General features: G+C 53.6%; 10 protein-coding genes and 1 tRNA gene. 8 read left to right on the top strand and 3 right to left on the bottom strand.

The window, feature by feature from the left end; translation table 11 throughout:
- Window positions 1–44: 44 nt before the first annotated feature.
- From BAQU_RS03425 to BAQU_RS03410, 4 genes are all read left to right on the top strand, one after another.
- Window positions 45–965 carry an alpha/beta fold hydrolase gene (locus BAQU_RS03425; protein WP_094692784.1) on the top strand — a complete coding sequence of 307 codons (921 nt, stop codon included), beginning with the start codon at window positions 45–47 and terminating at the stop codon, window positions 963–965.
- Window positions 962–4,513, top strand: a complete 3,552-nt coding sequence (locus tag BAQU_RS03420; protein WP_094692782.1) for a GH36-type glycosyl hydrolase domain-containing protein — start codon at window positions 962–964, stop codon at window positions 4,511–4,513. Before BAQU_RS03425 ends, BAQU_RS03420 begins: the two co-directional genes overlap by 4 nt.
- A gap of 66 nt (window positions 4,514–4,579) precedes the next feature.
- A complete protein-coding gene (gene bglX, locus BAQU_RS03415; RefSeq protein WP_094692780.1) occupies window positions 4,580–6,763 on the top strand; it encodes a beta-glucosidase BglX in 2,184 nt (727 codons plus the stop codon).
- Between the two features lie 651 nt (window positions 6,764–7,414).
- Window positions 7,415–7,487, top strand: a tRNA-Arg gene (locus tag BAQU_RS03410).
- Between the two features lie 1,176 nt (window positions 7,488–8,663).
- On the opposite strand, the gene BAQU_RS03400 is transcribed toward BAQU_RS03410, so the two are convergent.
- Complete coding sequence (locus BAQU_RS03400) at window positions 8,664–9,854, bottom strand: endonuclease/exonuclease/phosphatase family protein (RefSeq protein WP_244568417.1); 1,191 nt, start codon at window positions 9,852–9,854, stop codon at window positions 8,664–8,666.
- Window positions 9,855–10,365: 511 nt separating this feature from the next.
- On the opposite strand from BAQU_RS03400, the gene BAQU_RS03395 reads away from it, so the two are divergent.
- The 4 genes from BAQU_RS03395 to BAQU_RS03380 all read left to right on the top strand — a co-directional run bounded on the left by BAQU_RS03395 (window position 10,366) and on the right by BAQU_RS03380 (window position 14,784).
- Window positions 10,366–11,418: a MupG family TIM beta-alpha barrel fold protein gene (locus tag BAQU_RS03395; RefSeq protein ID WP_158215629.1), complete on the top strand. Its 1,053-nt coding sequence runs from the start codon at window positions 10,366–10,368 to the stop codon at window positions 11,416–11,418.
- 3 nt (window positions 11,419–11,421) lie between these two features.
- Window positions 11,422–12,321 carry an N-acetylmuramic acid 6-phosphate etherase gene (gene murQ / locus BAQU_RS03390; protein ID WP_094692774.1) on the top strand — a complete coding sequence of 300 codons (900 nt, stop codon included), beginning with the start codon at window positions 11,422–11,424 and terminating at the stop codon, window positions 12,319–12,321.
- Window positions 12,322–12,441: 120 nt separating this feature from the next.
- Entirely contained in the window at window positions 12,442–14,511 is a 2,070-nt protein-coding gene (locus BAQU_RS03385) for a glucose PTS transporter subunit IIA (RefSeq protein ID WP_094692772.1), read from the top strand.
- Window positions 14,512–14,523: 12 nt separating this feature from the next.
- Window positions 14,524–14,784 (top strand): HPr family phosphocarrier protein, encoded by a 261-nt coding sequence (locus BAQU_RS03380; protein WP_094692770.1) that lies wholly within the window; start codon window positions 14,524–14,526, stop codon window positions 14,782–14,784.
- A gap of 73 nt (window positions 14,785–14,857) precedes the next feature.
- On the opposite strand, the gene BAQU_RS03375 is transcribed toward BAQU_RS03380, so the two are convergent.
- Both BAQU_RS03375 and BAQU_RS03370 read right to left on the bottom strand, forming a co-directional pair.
- Window positions 14,858–15,394 (bottom strand): HAD family hydrolase, encoded by a 537-nt coding sequence (locus BAQU_RS03375; RefSeq protein ID WP_275542231.1) that lies wholly within the window; start codon window positions 15,392–15,394, stop codon window positions 14,858–14,860.
- 22 nt (window positions 15,395–15,416) lie between these two features.
- On the bottom strand, window positions 15,417–15,734 hold the full coding sequence (locus BAQU_RS03370; RefSeq protein ID WP_158215628.1) for an HAD family hydrolase: 318 nt from the start codon (window positions 15,732–15,734) through the stop codon (window positions 15,417–15,419).
- Window positions 15,735–15,738: the final 4 nt, after the last annotated feature.

The raw sequence follows: 15,738 nt of genomic DNA, 5'->3' as shown, positions 1-15,738 counted from the left end.
TCAGGCGCCATTCATTCAAGAATGCTTAACCCCGAGGGGAATAGATGTTTACAGCACATACAATCCAAGATCCACGTATACGTCCAGGACAGGCGTTTGGAGGATTACCCGTTCCGCCGTCAGTGGAGATCCTCGACGTCACCATGTCTGCCGGAGAATTGACAGCCCTGCACGCATCGCCAGTCGTCGGTGAGCAAGTCAAGGGCAGTGTTCTCTGCATTCCCGGTTTCACGGGTTCGAAGGAGGATTTCTACCCCATTTTGCCGCTTCTTGCCGAGCTTGGCTGGGATGTGTGGGTGTATTCGCAGCGTGGACAGGCTGATTCCTTCGCTCCAGAAGGGCAGCGGAGCTATACGCGAGAGCAGGATGCCTCAGATGCATGCGCACTGGCAAAGATCATCTCGTCGGCCGTGGGTGTCGTCAGAGTGCATCTGCTTGGCCACAGCTTCGGTGGACTCGTGGCCCAAGCTGCCGCCATTGCCCATGCGGAACGCTTTGAAAGCCTGACGCTCATGTCTTCCGGTCCGCACGGGTGGGCGGGCAGACATGACCTTGACAGAAAAATGCTGCTCGACAATCCTGAAAGCGATCTGTGGACGCTCAACAATCCCTCAAAGGCGGATGCTCCTGACTCGGAGCTCGATGAGCTACAGCGCTTCCTGAGAACTCGTTCGAAGCGCACGAGCCGAGATCAGTTGTTGCAGACCATCGATGAGCTCGCGAAGGTCCATGACACGAGCTTTGAAGTGAAGGCTACGGGATTGCCGGTTCTGGTCTTTCATGGTGAAAACGACAACTGGGCGTGGCCTCAGGAGTGGCAACGCAGAATGGCGAGAATCATAGGTGCCCGCTACGAGATCATTCCCGATGCTGCGCACGGTCCGCAGAGCGAAAACCCGGGATTGACGGCAACCTTGCTTGATGATTTTTGGTCACAGACATTTCTTGAAAGGACAAGGCGATGACGGCTCATACGCCCGAAGCACAAGGCGAACAGACACAATGGGATTCACAGTCGAATCCACAGTGGAATTCATGGGGAAAGTCAATCGAACATGACTTCGCCATGCATGCCGGCGATCTGGATGTGGAGTTTACCCCATTCGGTGACCCGCGTTCCATCCGTGTGAATGATATCCAGATTTTGCAATACCAGCCAGGTGTCCATGACGCTGCAATCTCGGGATTATGGCTGAGGCGAAAGCGAGGAGACGATATCACGTCGATTGCGCTCACCGGAACGTATTTCGGAGAGGACGCAAAGGCTGCCCCGCGCTTCACGTGTTCTGAACAGTGCGCTCAATGGAGTGGAGAGAATCTTGGAGTCAGATGGAGCGTGACTCTCAGTCCGGTTTCGGATGAGTCGCAGGCCTTGAAGGAAATCACTGGCAATGGGTGTTCCTGGGTGTGGAACGTGAAGGTCGTGCCCGCTGGATCCGAGACATTGGAGCCAAACGATACGTGGGAGCTTGTCACCGCTCAGGATATTGCATTGGCACCTGTCGAGCAGGCCTTGACGAGCGAACCGTATATCTCCCAATATGTTGCCTTCCACGAAGAGACGCTTGAGGGGCCCGGATGCGTCGTATCGGCTCGACAGACGATGAGCGACGCGCCGCAGCTGCCACTTCTGGTGTCGACCATATGCGAGGGAACAGCCGCGTATCTTACCGACGGCTTTGACTTCTTTGGACACCAGGCTCGTCTCGGATCGGCTCCCCTTGCCTTGAGCGATGAGAACTGGCATGGCGGTCATATCGATCAATACGAGTTTGCAATGGTGTGTCTTCTCTCCAAGGGCCGTCAGCTCGGCGAAGACGGCATCGAGTGGAACCAGTTGGTGGCGTTCAACCCCGATTATCGTGGTGAGATGGCCGAGGTGAGCAAGAAGCTGGCCGATTCGGCAATTCTGGAACATGCCCAGACCGTGGGCAAGGCTACGAATGTCACCGTTCAGCAGTCCATGAATCAGTCTGAACCGACGAAGAGCGCGATCCCATCGCTGCTGGCCACGGCGAGAGGCTTGAACGCCGATGTACTCAGCGACGAACAGCTCAGGTCCCTGGTTTCGGGCAGCATCGTCTCGCCTGAATATGGGCGAAATTCAAGCTTGCTGTCATTCTTCTCCGCCGACGGAACCCATGTTGTGTCACGGACCAAGGAACTTGCGGTGGCACGCTCGCATGGCCAGGTTCTGCTATCTGGCGGCGACTTCGATCCCGAGCACCCTGTTCTGGCTTCCACAAGCTATGCCCCGGGCGTTTTCGCGTCGCATATTGTGCTTGGCAACACCAATATGAACCGTCTCGTCTCGGTCCAGCGCAATGCGCTGAACCTGCTCAGATCAGAAGGCGTCCGTGTGCTGGTGAGATTCGAAGGGGAGTGGCGTGTGCTGCAACTTCCATCCGCTTTCATCATGCATCTGGGCGGTTCCCGCTGGGTCTATCGGATCGGTGATATGGTGCTCAACGTGACGACCACGGCATCGGCAGACAGCAATGCTCTGGACATTCGATTCACTTCAAGCACCCCAATCGACGCCATGCTCACCGTCGATGTCGAGGAGCCACGGCAGTGGTATGCGCGTCATGAAGAGCACGGTGTCATCTTTGCCCCAGCATGGGATTCCGAGGTTTTCAAGCAGTATCCGGGATTGAGCTATGCCTTTGTCTCCGAGAATGCGCAATGTGGGTCCGACGAGGTTCTCTTCGCCAATCCGAAGGATGATACGAAGGTCGTTTCAGCCGAGGCACCTCAGCATAGTGGTATCTTCACCTTCTCCATCAAGGGCCAGCGAGAGCTCCATCTGTCCATTGCAGCGAGCATTCGCGGTGCGCAGGAGGCCTGTGATTGCGCAGAAAGACTGATCAGCAGCCCGCTCGACACCACGAAGGTGCTGCAGAAACACAACGCACGCATCGCATCATTTGCCGACGATCTTCATGTCAATGGCGAAGGTCGCCTGAGCGAGTTCAACATTCTCATCCCATGGTTCGTGCAGAACGCGCTGGTACATTTCCTTTCACCACACGGGCTCGAACAGTATTCAGGGGCTGCATGGGGCACGAGAGACGTATTGCAGGGTCCGTTGGAAATGGAGCTTGGATTTGGACATTTTGCCGGGGCTCGAGAAATTCTGCTGAAGGTGTTCGCCCATCAGAACAGTGATGGCTCCTTGCCCCAATGGTTCATGTTCGACGCATACTCATCGATGTATCAGAAGGATTCGCATGGCGACATTCCCGTGTGGCCTCTGATGGCCATGGGCGAGTATCTGAGTGCCAGCGAAGACTACGACATTCTCAAGCAGACCGAACCATTCCTTGATGACGACGGCAAGGCGAGTGTAGTCCAGCATCTGGAACGAATTCTTTCGTATATCGAGCATCATCGTGTGTCGGGAACGAAACTGTTCTCATATGGCAACGGCGATTGGGACGATACGCTTCAGCCCGCTCAGGCATCGATGAAGAAGAACATGGCTTCGAGCTGGACCATCGCGCTCCTGCATCAGGCATCCCTGGTGCTCGCATCCCAATTGAAGAAGGCTGGACTTTCGGATCTGGCGGGGAAGTTCGTCGCCGAAGCCGCCACAATCGAGGCGGCATTCCCCAAGGACTTCATCCTCGATGATGTGATTGCCGGCTATGTGAACTTTACCGACGAGGGGCCGCAGCCGATCATTCACCCCACGGACACGCGCACCGGCTTGAAATACCGACTGATTCCGATGACACGTTCAATCATTTCAGGGCTGCTCACACCTGAGCAGGCCAAGGGACACTTGAAGCTCATCGACGAGAATCTGCACTATCCCGATGGTGTGCGGCTGATGAACAAGCCTGCTCGCTTTGCCGACGGTGTGCCGCGCTATTTCAAGAGAGCGGAACAGGCGGCGAACGTGGGACGCGAAATCGGTCTGATGTACACGCATGCTCATATTCGTTATTCCGAGGCGCTCGCAACCCTGGGCAAGGACTCCTTCGTGAGCGAACTGTTGCGCATCAGTCCTGTCGGCCAGTTCTCAAGGCTGTCTTCGAGCGAGATCCGTCAGCGCAACTGCTACTTCGCTTCATCCGATGCAGACTTTCCCGACCGCTATGAAGCAGCACGCGATTGGGACCGTCTGCGCGCCGATGCGAAGGATCCTGTCGGGGTTCGAGGTGGCTGGCGCGTATATTCGTCCGGTCCTGGCATCTACCTACGCCAGCTGGTGCAACATGTGTTTGGCTTGCAGATCGAGGCGAATGGGCTGGTCATCGATCCTGTGCTTGCGCGTGAAGACGATGGCACATCGATCTCGGTCAATCTCTTCGGCGCTGAGCGCACGGTTCGATATCACGTTCTCGATGACGACTCTGCAGTGACGGTTCAGATCAACGGAAGCACGATTGATGGCAGCTATCAGCAGTTGCCATATCGCCAAGGTGGTCTGGTCATCAATGCCGAACAGCTCGAAGATGCGACTGACATAGAGGTGACCGTGGGCTCGAAGCGGTGCACCATCGCCTAGCGAGTAAAGACATATATCTGTGCGAGGAGAATACCTTGCAGTCAGAGAAGCTTACAGGGAGCAATCATGGAACAGTCGAAAATCGAGGATCTGCTTCGGCAGATGACCTTGGAAGAGAAAATCGGACAACTGACGCAAATTACCGGTGATTTCTATTCCGATAAGGCCGAGGAACGCACCGGCCCGATGAGCCAGCTTGGCCTGAATGAAGACCAGATCATGAATATCGGCACGGTTCTGGGCGTTGTTGGAGCAGCGGAGTGCAAGCGCATACAAGGGCAATATATGGATCGCAATCGCCTGCACATTCCAACGATGTTCATGGGCGACGTGATTCATGGATATGAGACGATCTTCCCGATTCCGCTCGGCCTTGCAAGCTCATGGGACACCGGTGCCTTCAAGGAAATGGCTCAGGTATCCGCTGAGGAAGCTTCGGTGTCCGGCCTCTCTGCCGTGTTCTCGCCAATGGTCGATCTGGTCCGCGACCCTCGATGGGGTCGTGTAATGGAATCAACCGGAGAGGATCCGTTCCTCAATGGCAAGCTGGCATCGGCACTGGTCAAGGGATATCAGGGCGAACCAGGCGATTTGCAGGATCATTTCAATAAGGTCGCGGCCTGCGTCAAACATTTCGCGGCATATGGAGCCGTCACGGGCGGTCGTGACTACAACACCGTGGACATGTCTGAACAACGGCTTCGGGATGTGTATCTGCGGGGGTATCGCGCCGCGATCGAGGCAGGTGCACGACTCGTGATGACCTCGTTCAACACTGTTGGTGGCATTCCTGCGACTGGCAACCGACATCTGATGCAAGACATTCTGCGCGACGAATTTGGGTTCGATGGAGTGCTGATCTCTGACTTCGGAGCCGTCAAGGAGCTGATCTCGCACGGTGTTGCAGCGGATGAGACGCAGGCGGCCGATCTGTCGATTCACGCCGGTGTCGATATCGAAATGATGACGCTGTGCTACATGCACACCCTTGAAGCCTTGGTTGAATCGGGAGCTGTCGATGAACGGTTGATCGATGCATCCGTCTTGCGAATTCTTCAGTTGAAGAACGAGCTGGGTCTCTTCGAACATCCATTCCGCGGAGCTGATGAGGAACGCGAGAAGGAAGTCGTGTTCAGCGAGGAGCATCGTGCAGTAGCCAGACGCGTCACCGCTGAATCACTGGTTCTGCTTCGCAACAATGACTCGATTTTGCCATTGAAGGAGTCGCAGAGCGTCGCATTGCTCGGACCAGCCGCCCAATCTCCGGACGTTCTCGGAGCATGGTCATGGCGTGGAAGAACCGATCGTGCGGTGACGCTGATGCAAGGGCTTCGTGAGCATGCGCTTGCGTGCGATGCATCAATCGCATCGAAGGTGCGGACGACTGAGGAGCGTTGCGACTATTTCATTCCTACCGAATCAGTGGTTGCAGAATCAGTTGAGCTGGCAAAGCGTTCGGATGTGGTAGTTCTCGCTCTGGGAGAGCTCTCGACCATGAGTGGAGAGGCATCAAGCCGATCGAACATTCGCCTTCCGAAAGGACAGGTTGCATTATTCAATGCCGTGCATCAGGTGAATCCACACATTGTCGTTGTTCTCTTCAATGGTAGACCGCTTGACCTGCATGACATCGAAGCCGCCGATGCGATTCTTGAAGCGTGGTACCCGGGGACTGAAGGCGGATCTGCGATTGCCGATGTGCTCTATGGCTCGGTGAACCCATCTGGGAAAGTCACGATGTCATTCCCGGAATCGGCTGGCCAGATCCCCATTTATTATGACGAGGACAACACCGGTAGACCATACGAACAGGCACCAAATGAGAAGTATGTGTCCAAGTATCTTGATGTTTCCAACTATGCGGCGTATCCATTTGGCTTCGGTTTGAGCTACAGTCGTTTCACCTATGGCTCGCTTGAGAGTTCCGGCAATGGTTTCAGCACCGAGCATCCCGTTACCATAAGTGTGAACATCACCAACGATTCCGATGTCGATGGTGTTGAGATCGCACAGCTCTATGTTCGTGATCTCGTTGGTGAGGTAGTTCGTCCGGTCAAGCAGCTCAAGGGATTCCAACGGGTCGCACTCGCGGCCGGCGAAACCACGCGCGTGGATTTTGAGCTTGAAGAGAACGACGTGCGCTATGTTCATCTTGATGACTCGATGCATAGCGATCCCGGTGATTTTCTGGTTTGGGTCGGCGGCAACAGCCGTGACCTTTCTGAGCCAATTCGCTTGCATCTGGAGTGAAGGGGTCTTTTTACGGTGTCGTTTGAGTCTTTCAAACTCAGACGACACCGCTTGCCATGTCAGTGTTGCCGTCTGAGCGTTGCGCTTTACCAGACGGTTGATAGTGTATGGACGTGAGTAATTCCCAGAAAACTTTTAGAGAAACGTATCCTTCTTCAAAGCAATGGCTGGTTATATAAGAGTTGTCGTCGCAAGGCGATGGATTTCCCCAAAATCCAATAACTGAATTTCTTTCTCTCTTCTTCCTTACCCGGCGATTTCCATCGCCGGGTTCTCCTTTTTCTGGGTTAATAGACCCCGGTTGATTCCACACCCTGTCGCCCCGGTTGATTCCGCACCCTGTCATCCCGGGTGGTTTCCGCACCCTGTCATCTCGAGCGGAGGCGAAGCCGGAGTCGAGAGATCTCCGCTGTTGACATCCGTGAGGTGAGATCTCTCGACTCCGGCTTCGCCTCCGCTCGAGATGACAGATGACGGAAGAGAAGGTGTGCTCAGGGTGGCGGCAGAAGGGTATGCGCGGAGCAACAGGGCAGATGACATTCAAGAATCTTCGGCAACCCTACACGCCAGAATACGAAGAACTCGTTTATCAGACATATCCTCGCCAAAGTGTCGTCACGCGCTGGAAAGAGTGTAGGATAGAACATCGTTGCCCCGGTAGCTCAGGGGATAGAGCACTTCTCTCCTAAAGAAGGTGTCGTGCGTTCGATTCGCATCCGGGGCACAGATTGGTTTTCGCATATAGCCTGCAGAGGTTATTCCGTATCGTGGCCTCCAATTCTACATTCGGTAACAGTTAATCCATTGCATCAATGAAGTGCCTGATCGTCATAGCGATGTGTTCGTACTCATAGTCATGAAGATAATGGGGACAGTCAACAAAGACTATTTCGGCTTCATGGAGTCGTTCAAAGTGGTTGATCTGATATCTTTGCCAAGTCTCTGTATCAAAGCCGGTGCCCATTCCGTTCGATACTACGAGCAGTGAAGGAATCCGAGAGTTCGCCTGTTGCTTGATCATTGAAACATTGCTAGGCACACTTCGTATTTCATTAATCATGTTTTCCGACATGAAATTCCTGTAGAACAATGCGCGATATGCAGCCTTCTCTTCATCATTGAGATTCCCATTCGTCAATGCTGCAGAGCGGGCACCTTCATACCGTTTGAGGCAGAGGGCACAGACAAGGCAAAGGGCAATGGACTCGTTGAATGAACGCGTGCAACATTTAGAGCGGCAAGGAGACAATACGTATCTTTAGATGGATGAACGCGCTGGTTTGCATGAAACTGTGCTTCAATGACAATGCTGCTCAGACATGCGCAATCGTGGTGGATGGATGTGTCCGGCAGGTGATACCGTACTGGTTCTGGTCCTCAGAATGCAGTGTGGCCTTGGTAACGAAGTGACAGTCCGGTTCCACCCGTCATCCCAGGCCCATTATTCCCTCCGTCATCTCGAGCGGAGCGTAGCGGAGTCGAGAGATCTCACCCGTTCAGGGTGCCAACAACTGAGATCTCTCGGCTACGGCTACGCCTCCGCTCGAGATGGCAGGAGAGGGTTGGCAGGAGAGGATAGTGCCTGCGTTGGCAGGAGAAGAAAGCGCTCGGGAGGCCAGGAAAAGGAACGCCCGTGGCGACAGGAAAGATGCTCGGAAGAGCATACCGTATTCACCATCGCGGTATATCTGATGCAAATCAGATTATCTTTGAAATGGGTTATTTTTCTCAGCGTGAAAGGTCATTCATGATGATCTTCGTAGTTGTCAGCATGCCCAGACGCTACTGTTTCTCTGTGCGCCCGTATAGAAACATTGCGATCGAGCCACGTGAGAAACCTCCAACTCAATCGCAATGCTGTGCCTCTATCGCTTGGTGATGCGATTCCACGGTGAGTTGTTCACAAAGCCTGCAAAGTGGCCAGGAGCGCGCGGTGGTCACTATTTGCGATCTGAACGGTCTCGATGTCACCCACTGTGACTCCGCTCGTGTGCACGATATGGTCAATCTCAATCAGTGGCGGGATCTTTGAGTTAGCAGGATACGTCATGTGAAATCCTTCACCGGCCTGCTCTGATGAGTCCACGAACTTCGAACCGAGCAGCGACCGAAAACTCGGATGATCCCAGGTTGAGTTGAAATCACCCATAAGAACATAGGTATGGTCATAGTTCTTGAGTGAGCTGATGGTGCTCAGACCTGAGCTCCACACGCTTTGCTGCCCACGGGTGGGGGAGTTGGGATGAACGGATCCGAAGCGAACAATCGAAGTGCCCAGGGTGATCGATGCGGCAGGAATGCTCGACGCATCCGTTGGGATCAGGTTCGAGTTCGCATCGCTTTGGGGAGCTGCCGTCCACAGCCCATTGACGCCACCATTATCGCCATGCTTGGTGCTGGCAATCACCGAATAGGGGAGCACCTTGGAGATTCCGGCAGCTTCAAGGCGCTGAATGAATCCCTGCGTCATCTCTTGCAAAGCAAGCACCTCAACATGCTGGTCCTTTACTGTCTGCACGATTTCATTTACATCCGCAGTGCCTACATGGGTGTTGAAGGTCATGATCCGTGCATACTTGTCGGTCGTGTTGATCGTGGCGCTCGCAACCGCAGTCTTTGCCGCCTGGGAAATCGTGGTGGTTGGCTTGATGTAGCCGATATGCCAGAAAATCTGAATGAGTATGCACGCCACGCTTACCAGAGCGAGGACTTTACGTCGCCACGCCAGTGCCGGAACCAGTACCAGCGCCGAAACAAGTGCCAGCCATGGTACAAACGAAACGATCAGCGGCATGAACCCGCTGTTTGCAATGCTTGCTGGCAAGATGCGAATCACCATGATCGCTATGATGAATGCCGAGATGATCCACAGCAGAAAGCTCAGGAAACCGTGGCTTGCATGTCTGCGTTCGCGCGGTCTTCTCCGGTTTGTCTGCTCTGTCTGCTGTCTCTGGTTGCCTGAGCTGCCCAGATTGCTGCGATTGCCAGATGAAACATAGCTTCTTGGAGCGGGTGCGTACTCCTGTGCGTTCTGTGCCGCGGGCAAGGGTTGGGTATCGCCATCGTGATACGAATACGAAGCCCTCGTCATGTATCATCACTCCTCAATCTAACTTCTATCTTCAACTTCTATCTTCAACTTCAATCCTCGACGTCGATCTTCAATCTGATCTGCATGTTCATGAATTACCAACACCAGCAACGTGCATGATCGAAGTATGGTTCAGCCGTGCATTCGAGAATAAATCAGCCGAATGAAAGAAGTAAGGGAACTGTCTGAATCTACAAAGAGGATACACAGTCGCGGTTTCGCATGGGAACAGGGAAATCAATGCTCATGCCTTGAAATCCACCGAACGTTGTCCTTCTCTTTCGAACGCCATCGAACGTTCAGGAATTTCACGAAAAGACCAACGGCAACAAGCAATCACAGGCATTATCGAGTAATAGGCCGAGACTTCCTTTCGCAGTCAAGTGAAGCTTTTGTAATATGTTTGTAAATTCAGTGACGATCCATCTTGAAATATCATTTCATGTATATTAACAATATTCTGAAACGATATTTTCTTATGTTACTATTTCGCTCCAATGAAGGAGTTGATATGCGGGGATTTTCTATATATGTAAGCAATCCGCTAGGCGCAGCAACGCATGAATACCTTGTTCACATGGCTCAAGCCGGCTTCACAGGCGTATTCACTTCGCTGCACATTCCAGAAGACGATCCAAAGCTTCTTCGGTCACGACTGACTCTGCTTGCGGGCTGGTGCAAGGATAGCAACCTTGAACTGGTCGCGGATGTTTCCGATACCGGTCTTAATCGCATGGGCTGGTCGCTCAACGAGCCGACAGCGATTCTGGAAACCGGAATCACTGGTCTGCGCATCGATGATGGCATCGACCTTAGCGAGGTTGCAAGCCTGAGTCACGCGATGCCTGTTGCATTGAATGCAAGTACGATTTCGCAGCATGATATCGATACACTCAGGAAGAGCCACGCGGATTTCGACCATCTTGAGGCATGGCATAACTACTATCCGCGGCCTGAAACCGGCCTCGACCGTGACTGGTATCGAGCAAAGAACGAATGGTTCCACAACCTCGGATTGAAGACGATGGGATTTGTATCGGGCGATGGCGAGCTGCGAGCTCCACTCTTTGAGCATCTTCCGACACTTGAAATTCATCGTGAATGGAATCCGTTGGCAGCTGCGCTGGATTTGGAGCGGACGCAGACCGATCGCATCTACATCGCGGACAACACCATCACCGACGAAGCGCTTCATGCCTTCACGCAATATTTCGAGTCGGGCACGATTGGCCTGCGATTGGGCGCAGTGCCAAGCGAACTCACCGCTATGGTCTGGCATAATCGCCCTGATGTGGCCCGCGATGTCGTCCGTCTCATGGAGAGCAGACGCCTCCAGGTGCTGCCGGTCGCACCATGTGCTGCCTCCGCAGAACCTCGTCCAACGGGCACCCTCACGCTCGACAATGCAGACTATGGCCGCTATGCAGGGGAGCTGCAGATTACCCGACGAGATTTGCCGCCTGATTCCAGAGTGCAGGTCTTGGGTCGGGTCATCGAAGCTGATCGATCATTGTTGCCATTCATCGGTGCCGGTACCGGCATCACACTTATGCAAGGGGAATGAATCATGGATATTGCCAGTCTGACCACGGAAGCCCGAAACACGAAAACCATGAACCTGGATTCAATGTCCATTCATGAATTCGCGACGGTCATGAACCAGGAGGATCAAAGCGTTGCAACCAGTGTTTCTCTTGCATTGCGCGACATAGAATCAGCTATTGCCACCATCATCGAACACTTTAATCAAGGCGGCCGTCTGTTCTATATGGGAGCAGGAACCAGCGGCAGGCTCGGCGTGCTCGATGCGGCAGAATGCGTACCTACCTTCGGCATCGACCCGAAGATGGTACAGGGGTTGATTGCCGGTGGTATCAAGGCAATGACCATCGCAGTGGAGGGTGCAGAAGACAACATCCAGCTTGGAGCCGAAGACCTGAAGGCACGAGGTTTGAACAGCAATGACACCGTTGTAGGCATTGCCGCTTCAGGGCGTACACCATATGTTATCGGAGGTCTCGATTATGCAACTCAGGTAGGAGCCGCAACGGTCAGCCTGGCATGCAACGGGCATGCTGCAATATCCGCTCATGCGAACATATCCATTGAAGTTCCTGTCGGACCTGAGGTGCTTTCCGGTTCAACGCGTCTGAAGGCGGGAACTGCGCAGAAGCTTGTGCTCAACATGCTTTCCACTGGAGCGATGGTTGGCATCGGCAAAGTGTATGAGAATCTTATGGTTGACGTAAAACCGACCAACGAGAAACTTATTGAACGGGCCAAACGTATAATTCGAGAGGCGACACACTGCAACGAAGAGGTTGCAGACACCAATTTTGAAGCGTCCGGGCACGATGTGAAGCTCGCGATCGTCATGATACTGACGGGACTTTCCAAGCAGAACGCTTCAGTTCAATTGAGAAAGGCAGGTGGCTTCATATCCAGATTGGTCAAGAACAACGACTGATGCAATGCAATCCGCCATGGTCACAGCCCACGGCAGGATTGAAGATGTTTTTCATGTTTGCACAATTCATATTGACACAATTCATAACAAAACAACGCAGTAAGGGTGAAAGGGTTTTCAATGGCTGGGGAAGATAAATATAGGAGCATAGGTGAGAGCATTTATGACAATGTGGGTGGTACCCAGAATGTCGAGAAGCTCATCAATTGCATGACACGCGTTCGCATGACGATTCGCGACGAAAGCAAGGTTGACGTTGCCGGACTCAAGAAGATTCCCGGCGTGCTGGGGGTTGTGCAGGAAGACACGCTGCAGGTTGTTCTCGGGCCTGGAGTCGTCAGCAAGGTTGCACAGAGCATGGTCGATGAGGTCGGCGTAGATCTGGGTGCGCCGTTCCCTGAGGGAGCCAAGGCTCACACGGCAAAGTCCGGCCATGATTACAAGTCTGCAAAGGAGGAAGTCGAGGCCAAGGCAGAGCAGGTGCATTCCGCACACAAGGCAGCGTTGAAACAAACGTGGTGGCGTGCAGCGCTCAAGCACATCAGTTCAATATTCATTCCACTGATTCCCGCATTCGTTGGCGCAGGTCTTATATCCGGCATCGCGGGCGTGCTCGGTAACCTCCAGACCGTTGGGGCCATTGGAGCCGAGTGGGGCACCTTCATTCTGACGATGAAAGTCATCAATCAGGGTCTGTTTGCCTTCCTGAACGTCTACATCGGCATCAACGCGGCAAAGGAATTTGGTGCAACGCAGGGGCTGGGCGGCATCATCGCCGGTCTGATCTATCTGCCTGGCGTTGTGGCACCGCTCGCCCTTCCCAACGTCTTTACCGGCAAGGATCTTGTCGCCGGTTCCGGCGGTGTGTTGGGAGTGCTGTTTGCGGTGTGGATCATGAGCTATGTCGAACGGTGGTTCCATAAGCATATTCCCGATTCGCTTGACATCATCATCGTTCCGTTCTTGACGTTGCTGGTCATGGGTCTGTTCACGATCTTCCTGGTAATGCCCGCTGCAGGCTGGGTCTCGAACTCTCTGGTCGGTGCGATCAATTGGGTCTTGAACGTTGGCGGAGCGTTCTCCGGCTTCGTTCTCGGTCTGGTCTTCCTGCCTATGGTCATGCTGGGACTGCATCAGATTCTTACCCCAATCCATCTTGAGATGATCAAGGATCTTGGCATGACGCCGTTGCTTCCTATCCTCGCCATGGCAGGTGCAGGTCAGGTCGGTGCCGCAATTGCCTTGTGGATTCGTTGCCGCAAGAACAAGCAGTTGACCCGCATGATCAAGGGCGCGTTGCCAGTCGGAATCCTTGGTGTCGGTGAACCGTTGATCTACGGTGTTTCCTTGCCACTCGGTCGTCCGTTCATCACCGCATGTATCGGCGGTGGTGTTGGTGGTGCCGTTGTTGGTGCGATTGGCGGAATCGGTGCAACTTCCATTGGTCCTTCCGGTATCGCTCTCATACCACTCATCGCTGGTGGATTCGGCAAGGCACTCGGATATGTCATTGGCCTGCTTGCAGCCTATCTTGGTGGATTCGTAGCCACATACTTCTTCGGCACTCCGAAGAGTGCGATGGTGGCAACCGCAGAGGATGGCACCATTCTCGAGGGTGCCGCTGCTGGTACAAACGCACAGGATACCTCCACGCCAGAAGAGCTCGAATCCGAGCAAGAGCACACCATGGCTGGATTGAATACACAGACCGACACCCACACCACGGTTGTTACCGATATGGTTGCGCCGGTTGAAGGGAATCTGATCCAACTCGGCGAGGTCGATGATGAAACCTTCTCGCAGAAGCTGCTTGGCGATGGTTTTGCGGTCAACCCTGAGATGCAGACGGTCGTGGCTCCGGTCGATGGAAAAATCTTCACGATCTCGGATACCAAGCATGCATTCACGATGATCAGTGACTCAGGACTCGAAGTACTCGTGCATCTGGGGATAGACACCGTTGAACTCGATGGCGGACCGTTCAGCTTCAGCGTCAAGGTCGGGCAGCATGTGCTCGCAGGCCAGCAGCTTGGGTTGATGGATCTCGAGAAGATTCGCGAAGCCGGCAAGAAAGACACCGTGATCACCGTCGTCACCAACATGGATGCGGTATCTTCCTTCGGCAGCTACACGAATCAGCATATTGAAGTGGGAACCAAGGTTCTCTCGGTAACAGGCAAAGAACACTAAGGGGAAGCGTACATGAGCAGGGAATTTACATACACGATCACGGATCCTGTGGGAATCCATGCCAGACCAGCTGGAAAGCTCGTGAAGATCGCGCAGCAGTTCGAGTCTGACATCACCTTGGATCATTCAGGCAGCACCGCAGATGCGAAACATATTCTGGGTGTCATGTCTCTCGGCATTGGCAAGGGAGACCTGCTGAAGGTGAGCATCGCCGGAGCGGACGAGGACAAGGCCGCAGAAGAACTCGAGGCTTTCTTCAAGAACGATCTCTAGTAAGCATGCCTGCCTGATGGGTGGAAAATCACGTTTCTGGCGTGATTTTCCACCCATCAGTCCATCTGATTCATCAGTTCAGCGCGTATCGTTCGATTGCCAAGGCAAGGCCATCATCTTCGTTGCTCAGCGTGACGTGATCGGCCGCATCCTTGACTTCATCCAATGCGTTTCCCATGGCGATGCCCATGCCACAAGCCTCAAGCATCTCGATATCGTTCTCACTGTCGCCGATGGCCATCACATTTTCCAACCCAATGCCCAGAGCTGTGCAGAGACGTTGAATGCCGTGCTCCTTGGATACCCTTGCACCCATGACTTCCAGCCCTTCGCGCATGGGTATGAAGGAATAGAGCCGGTTGTCGAGCAGGTCTTTCATCACGACTTCCTGTGCGGTCTTATCGATGGAAGGGAAATTGATTTTTTCTATAGGCATCTTGTCGTCGATCAGCTGCTGCAGATCATCGACGACCTTTCCAATCTGCAGCAGTGCCTGAACATGCAACGGGCGTAGCGAGTATTCGTCCATACGTTCCCATTGCCTTCTGCCAACATAGATCTTTCCGCAGCTCCACATTTCTATCCATGTGCTCTGAGGGATGTTGCGCAAGAGCCGCTCTGCTCCGTGAATGTCAACATAGGTGCCGCCCCGTCAGCGAAGGTTCCTTGCTGCCATACAGCCTGTTGTCATACAGCACTGCACCATTGGATGTGACCGACCAGTCAATGTCAGATATTGCACGAACCTGATGGGGAATGATCGAAAAGATTCTTCCCGTCGCAACGGTGCATGCAATATGGTTGTTATGCGCGGCATCTATGGCGCGAACGGATGCTTTCGATATGCTACGGTGGTCGTTCTTCAGCAGCGTGCCATCCAAATCCATGGCAATCATGCGTATGTTCACAGTGTTCATCCCATCGGCTCGTATCTGATTATGCTGTGTCACAGTG

It is taken from the genome of Bifidobacterium aquikefiri (assembly GCF_002259795.1).
Lineage (GTDB): Bacteria > Actinomycetota > Actinomycetes > Actinomycetales > Bifidobacteriaceae > Bombiscardovia > Bombiscardovia aquikefiri.
The sequence above is the reverse complement of the archived record's forward strand: the minus strand, read 5'-3'. Positions and strand labels throughout refer to the sequence as shown.

Bases quoted from the DNA above. Each gene is read 5' to 3' on its own strand.
- BAQU_RS03425 (WP_094692784.1), top strand. From the start codon at position 45: ATGTTTACAGCACATACAATCCAAGATCCACGTATACGTCCAGGACAG.
- BAQU_RS03420 (WP_094692782.1), top strand. From the start codon at position 962: ATGACGGCTCATACGCCCGAAGCACAAGGCGAACAGACACAATGGGAT.
- bglX (WP_094692780.1), top strand. From the start codon at position 4,580: ATGGAACAGTCGAAAATCGAGGATCTGCTTCGGCAGATGACCTTGGAA.
- BAQU_RS03400 (WP_244568417.1), bottom strand. From the start codon at position 9,854: ATGACGAGGGCTTCGTATTCGTATCACGATGGCGATACCCAACCCTTG.
- BAQU_RS03395 (WP_158215629.1), top strand. From the start codon at position 10,366: ATGCGGGGATTTTCTATATATGTAAGCAATCCGCTAGGCGCAGCAACG.
- murQ (WP_094692774.1), top strand. From the start codon at position 11,422: ATGGATATTGCCAGTCTGACCACGGAAGCCCGAAACACGAAAACCATG.
- BAQU_RS03385 (WP_094692772.1), top strand. From the start codon at position 12,442: ATGGCTGGGGAAGATAAATATAGGAGCATAGGTGAGAGCATTTATGAC.
- BAQU_RS03380 (WP_094692770.1), top strand. From the start codon at position 14,524: ATGAGCAGGGAATTTACATACACGATCACGGATCCTGTGGGAATCCAT.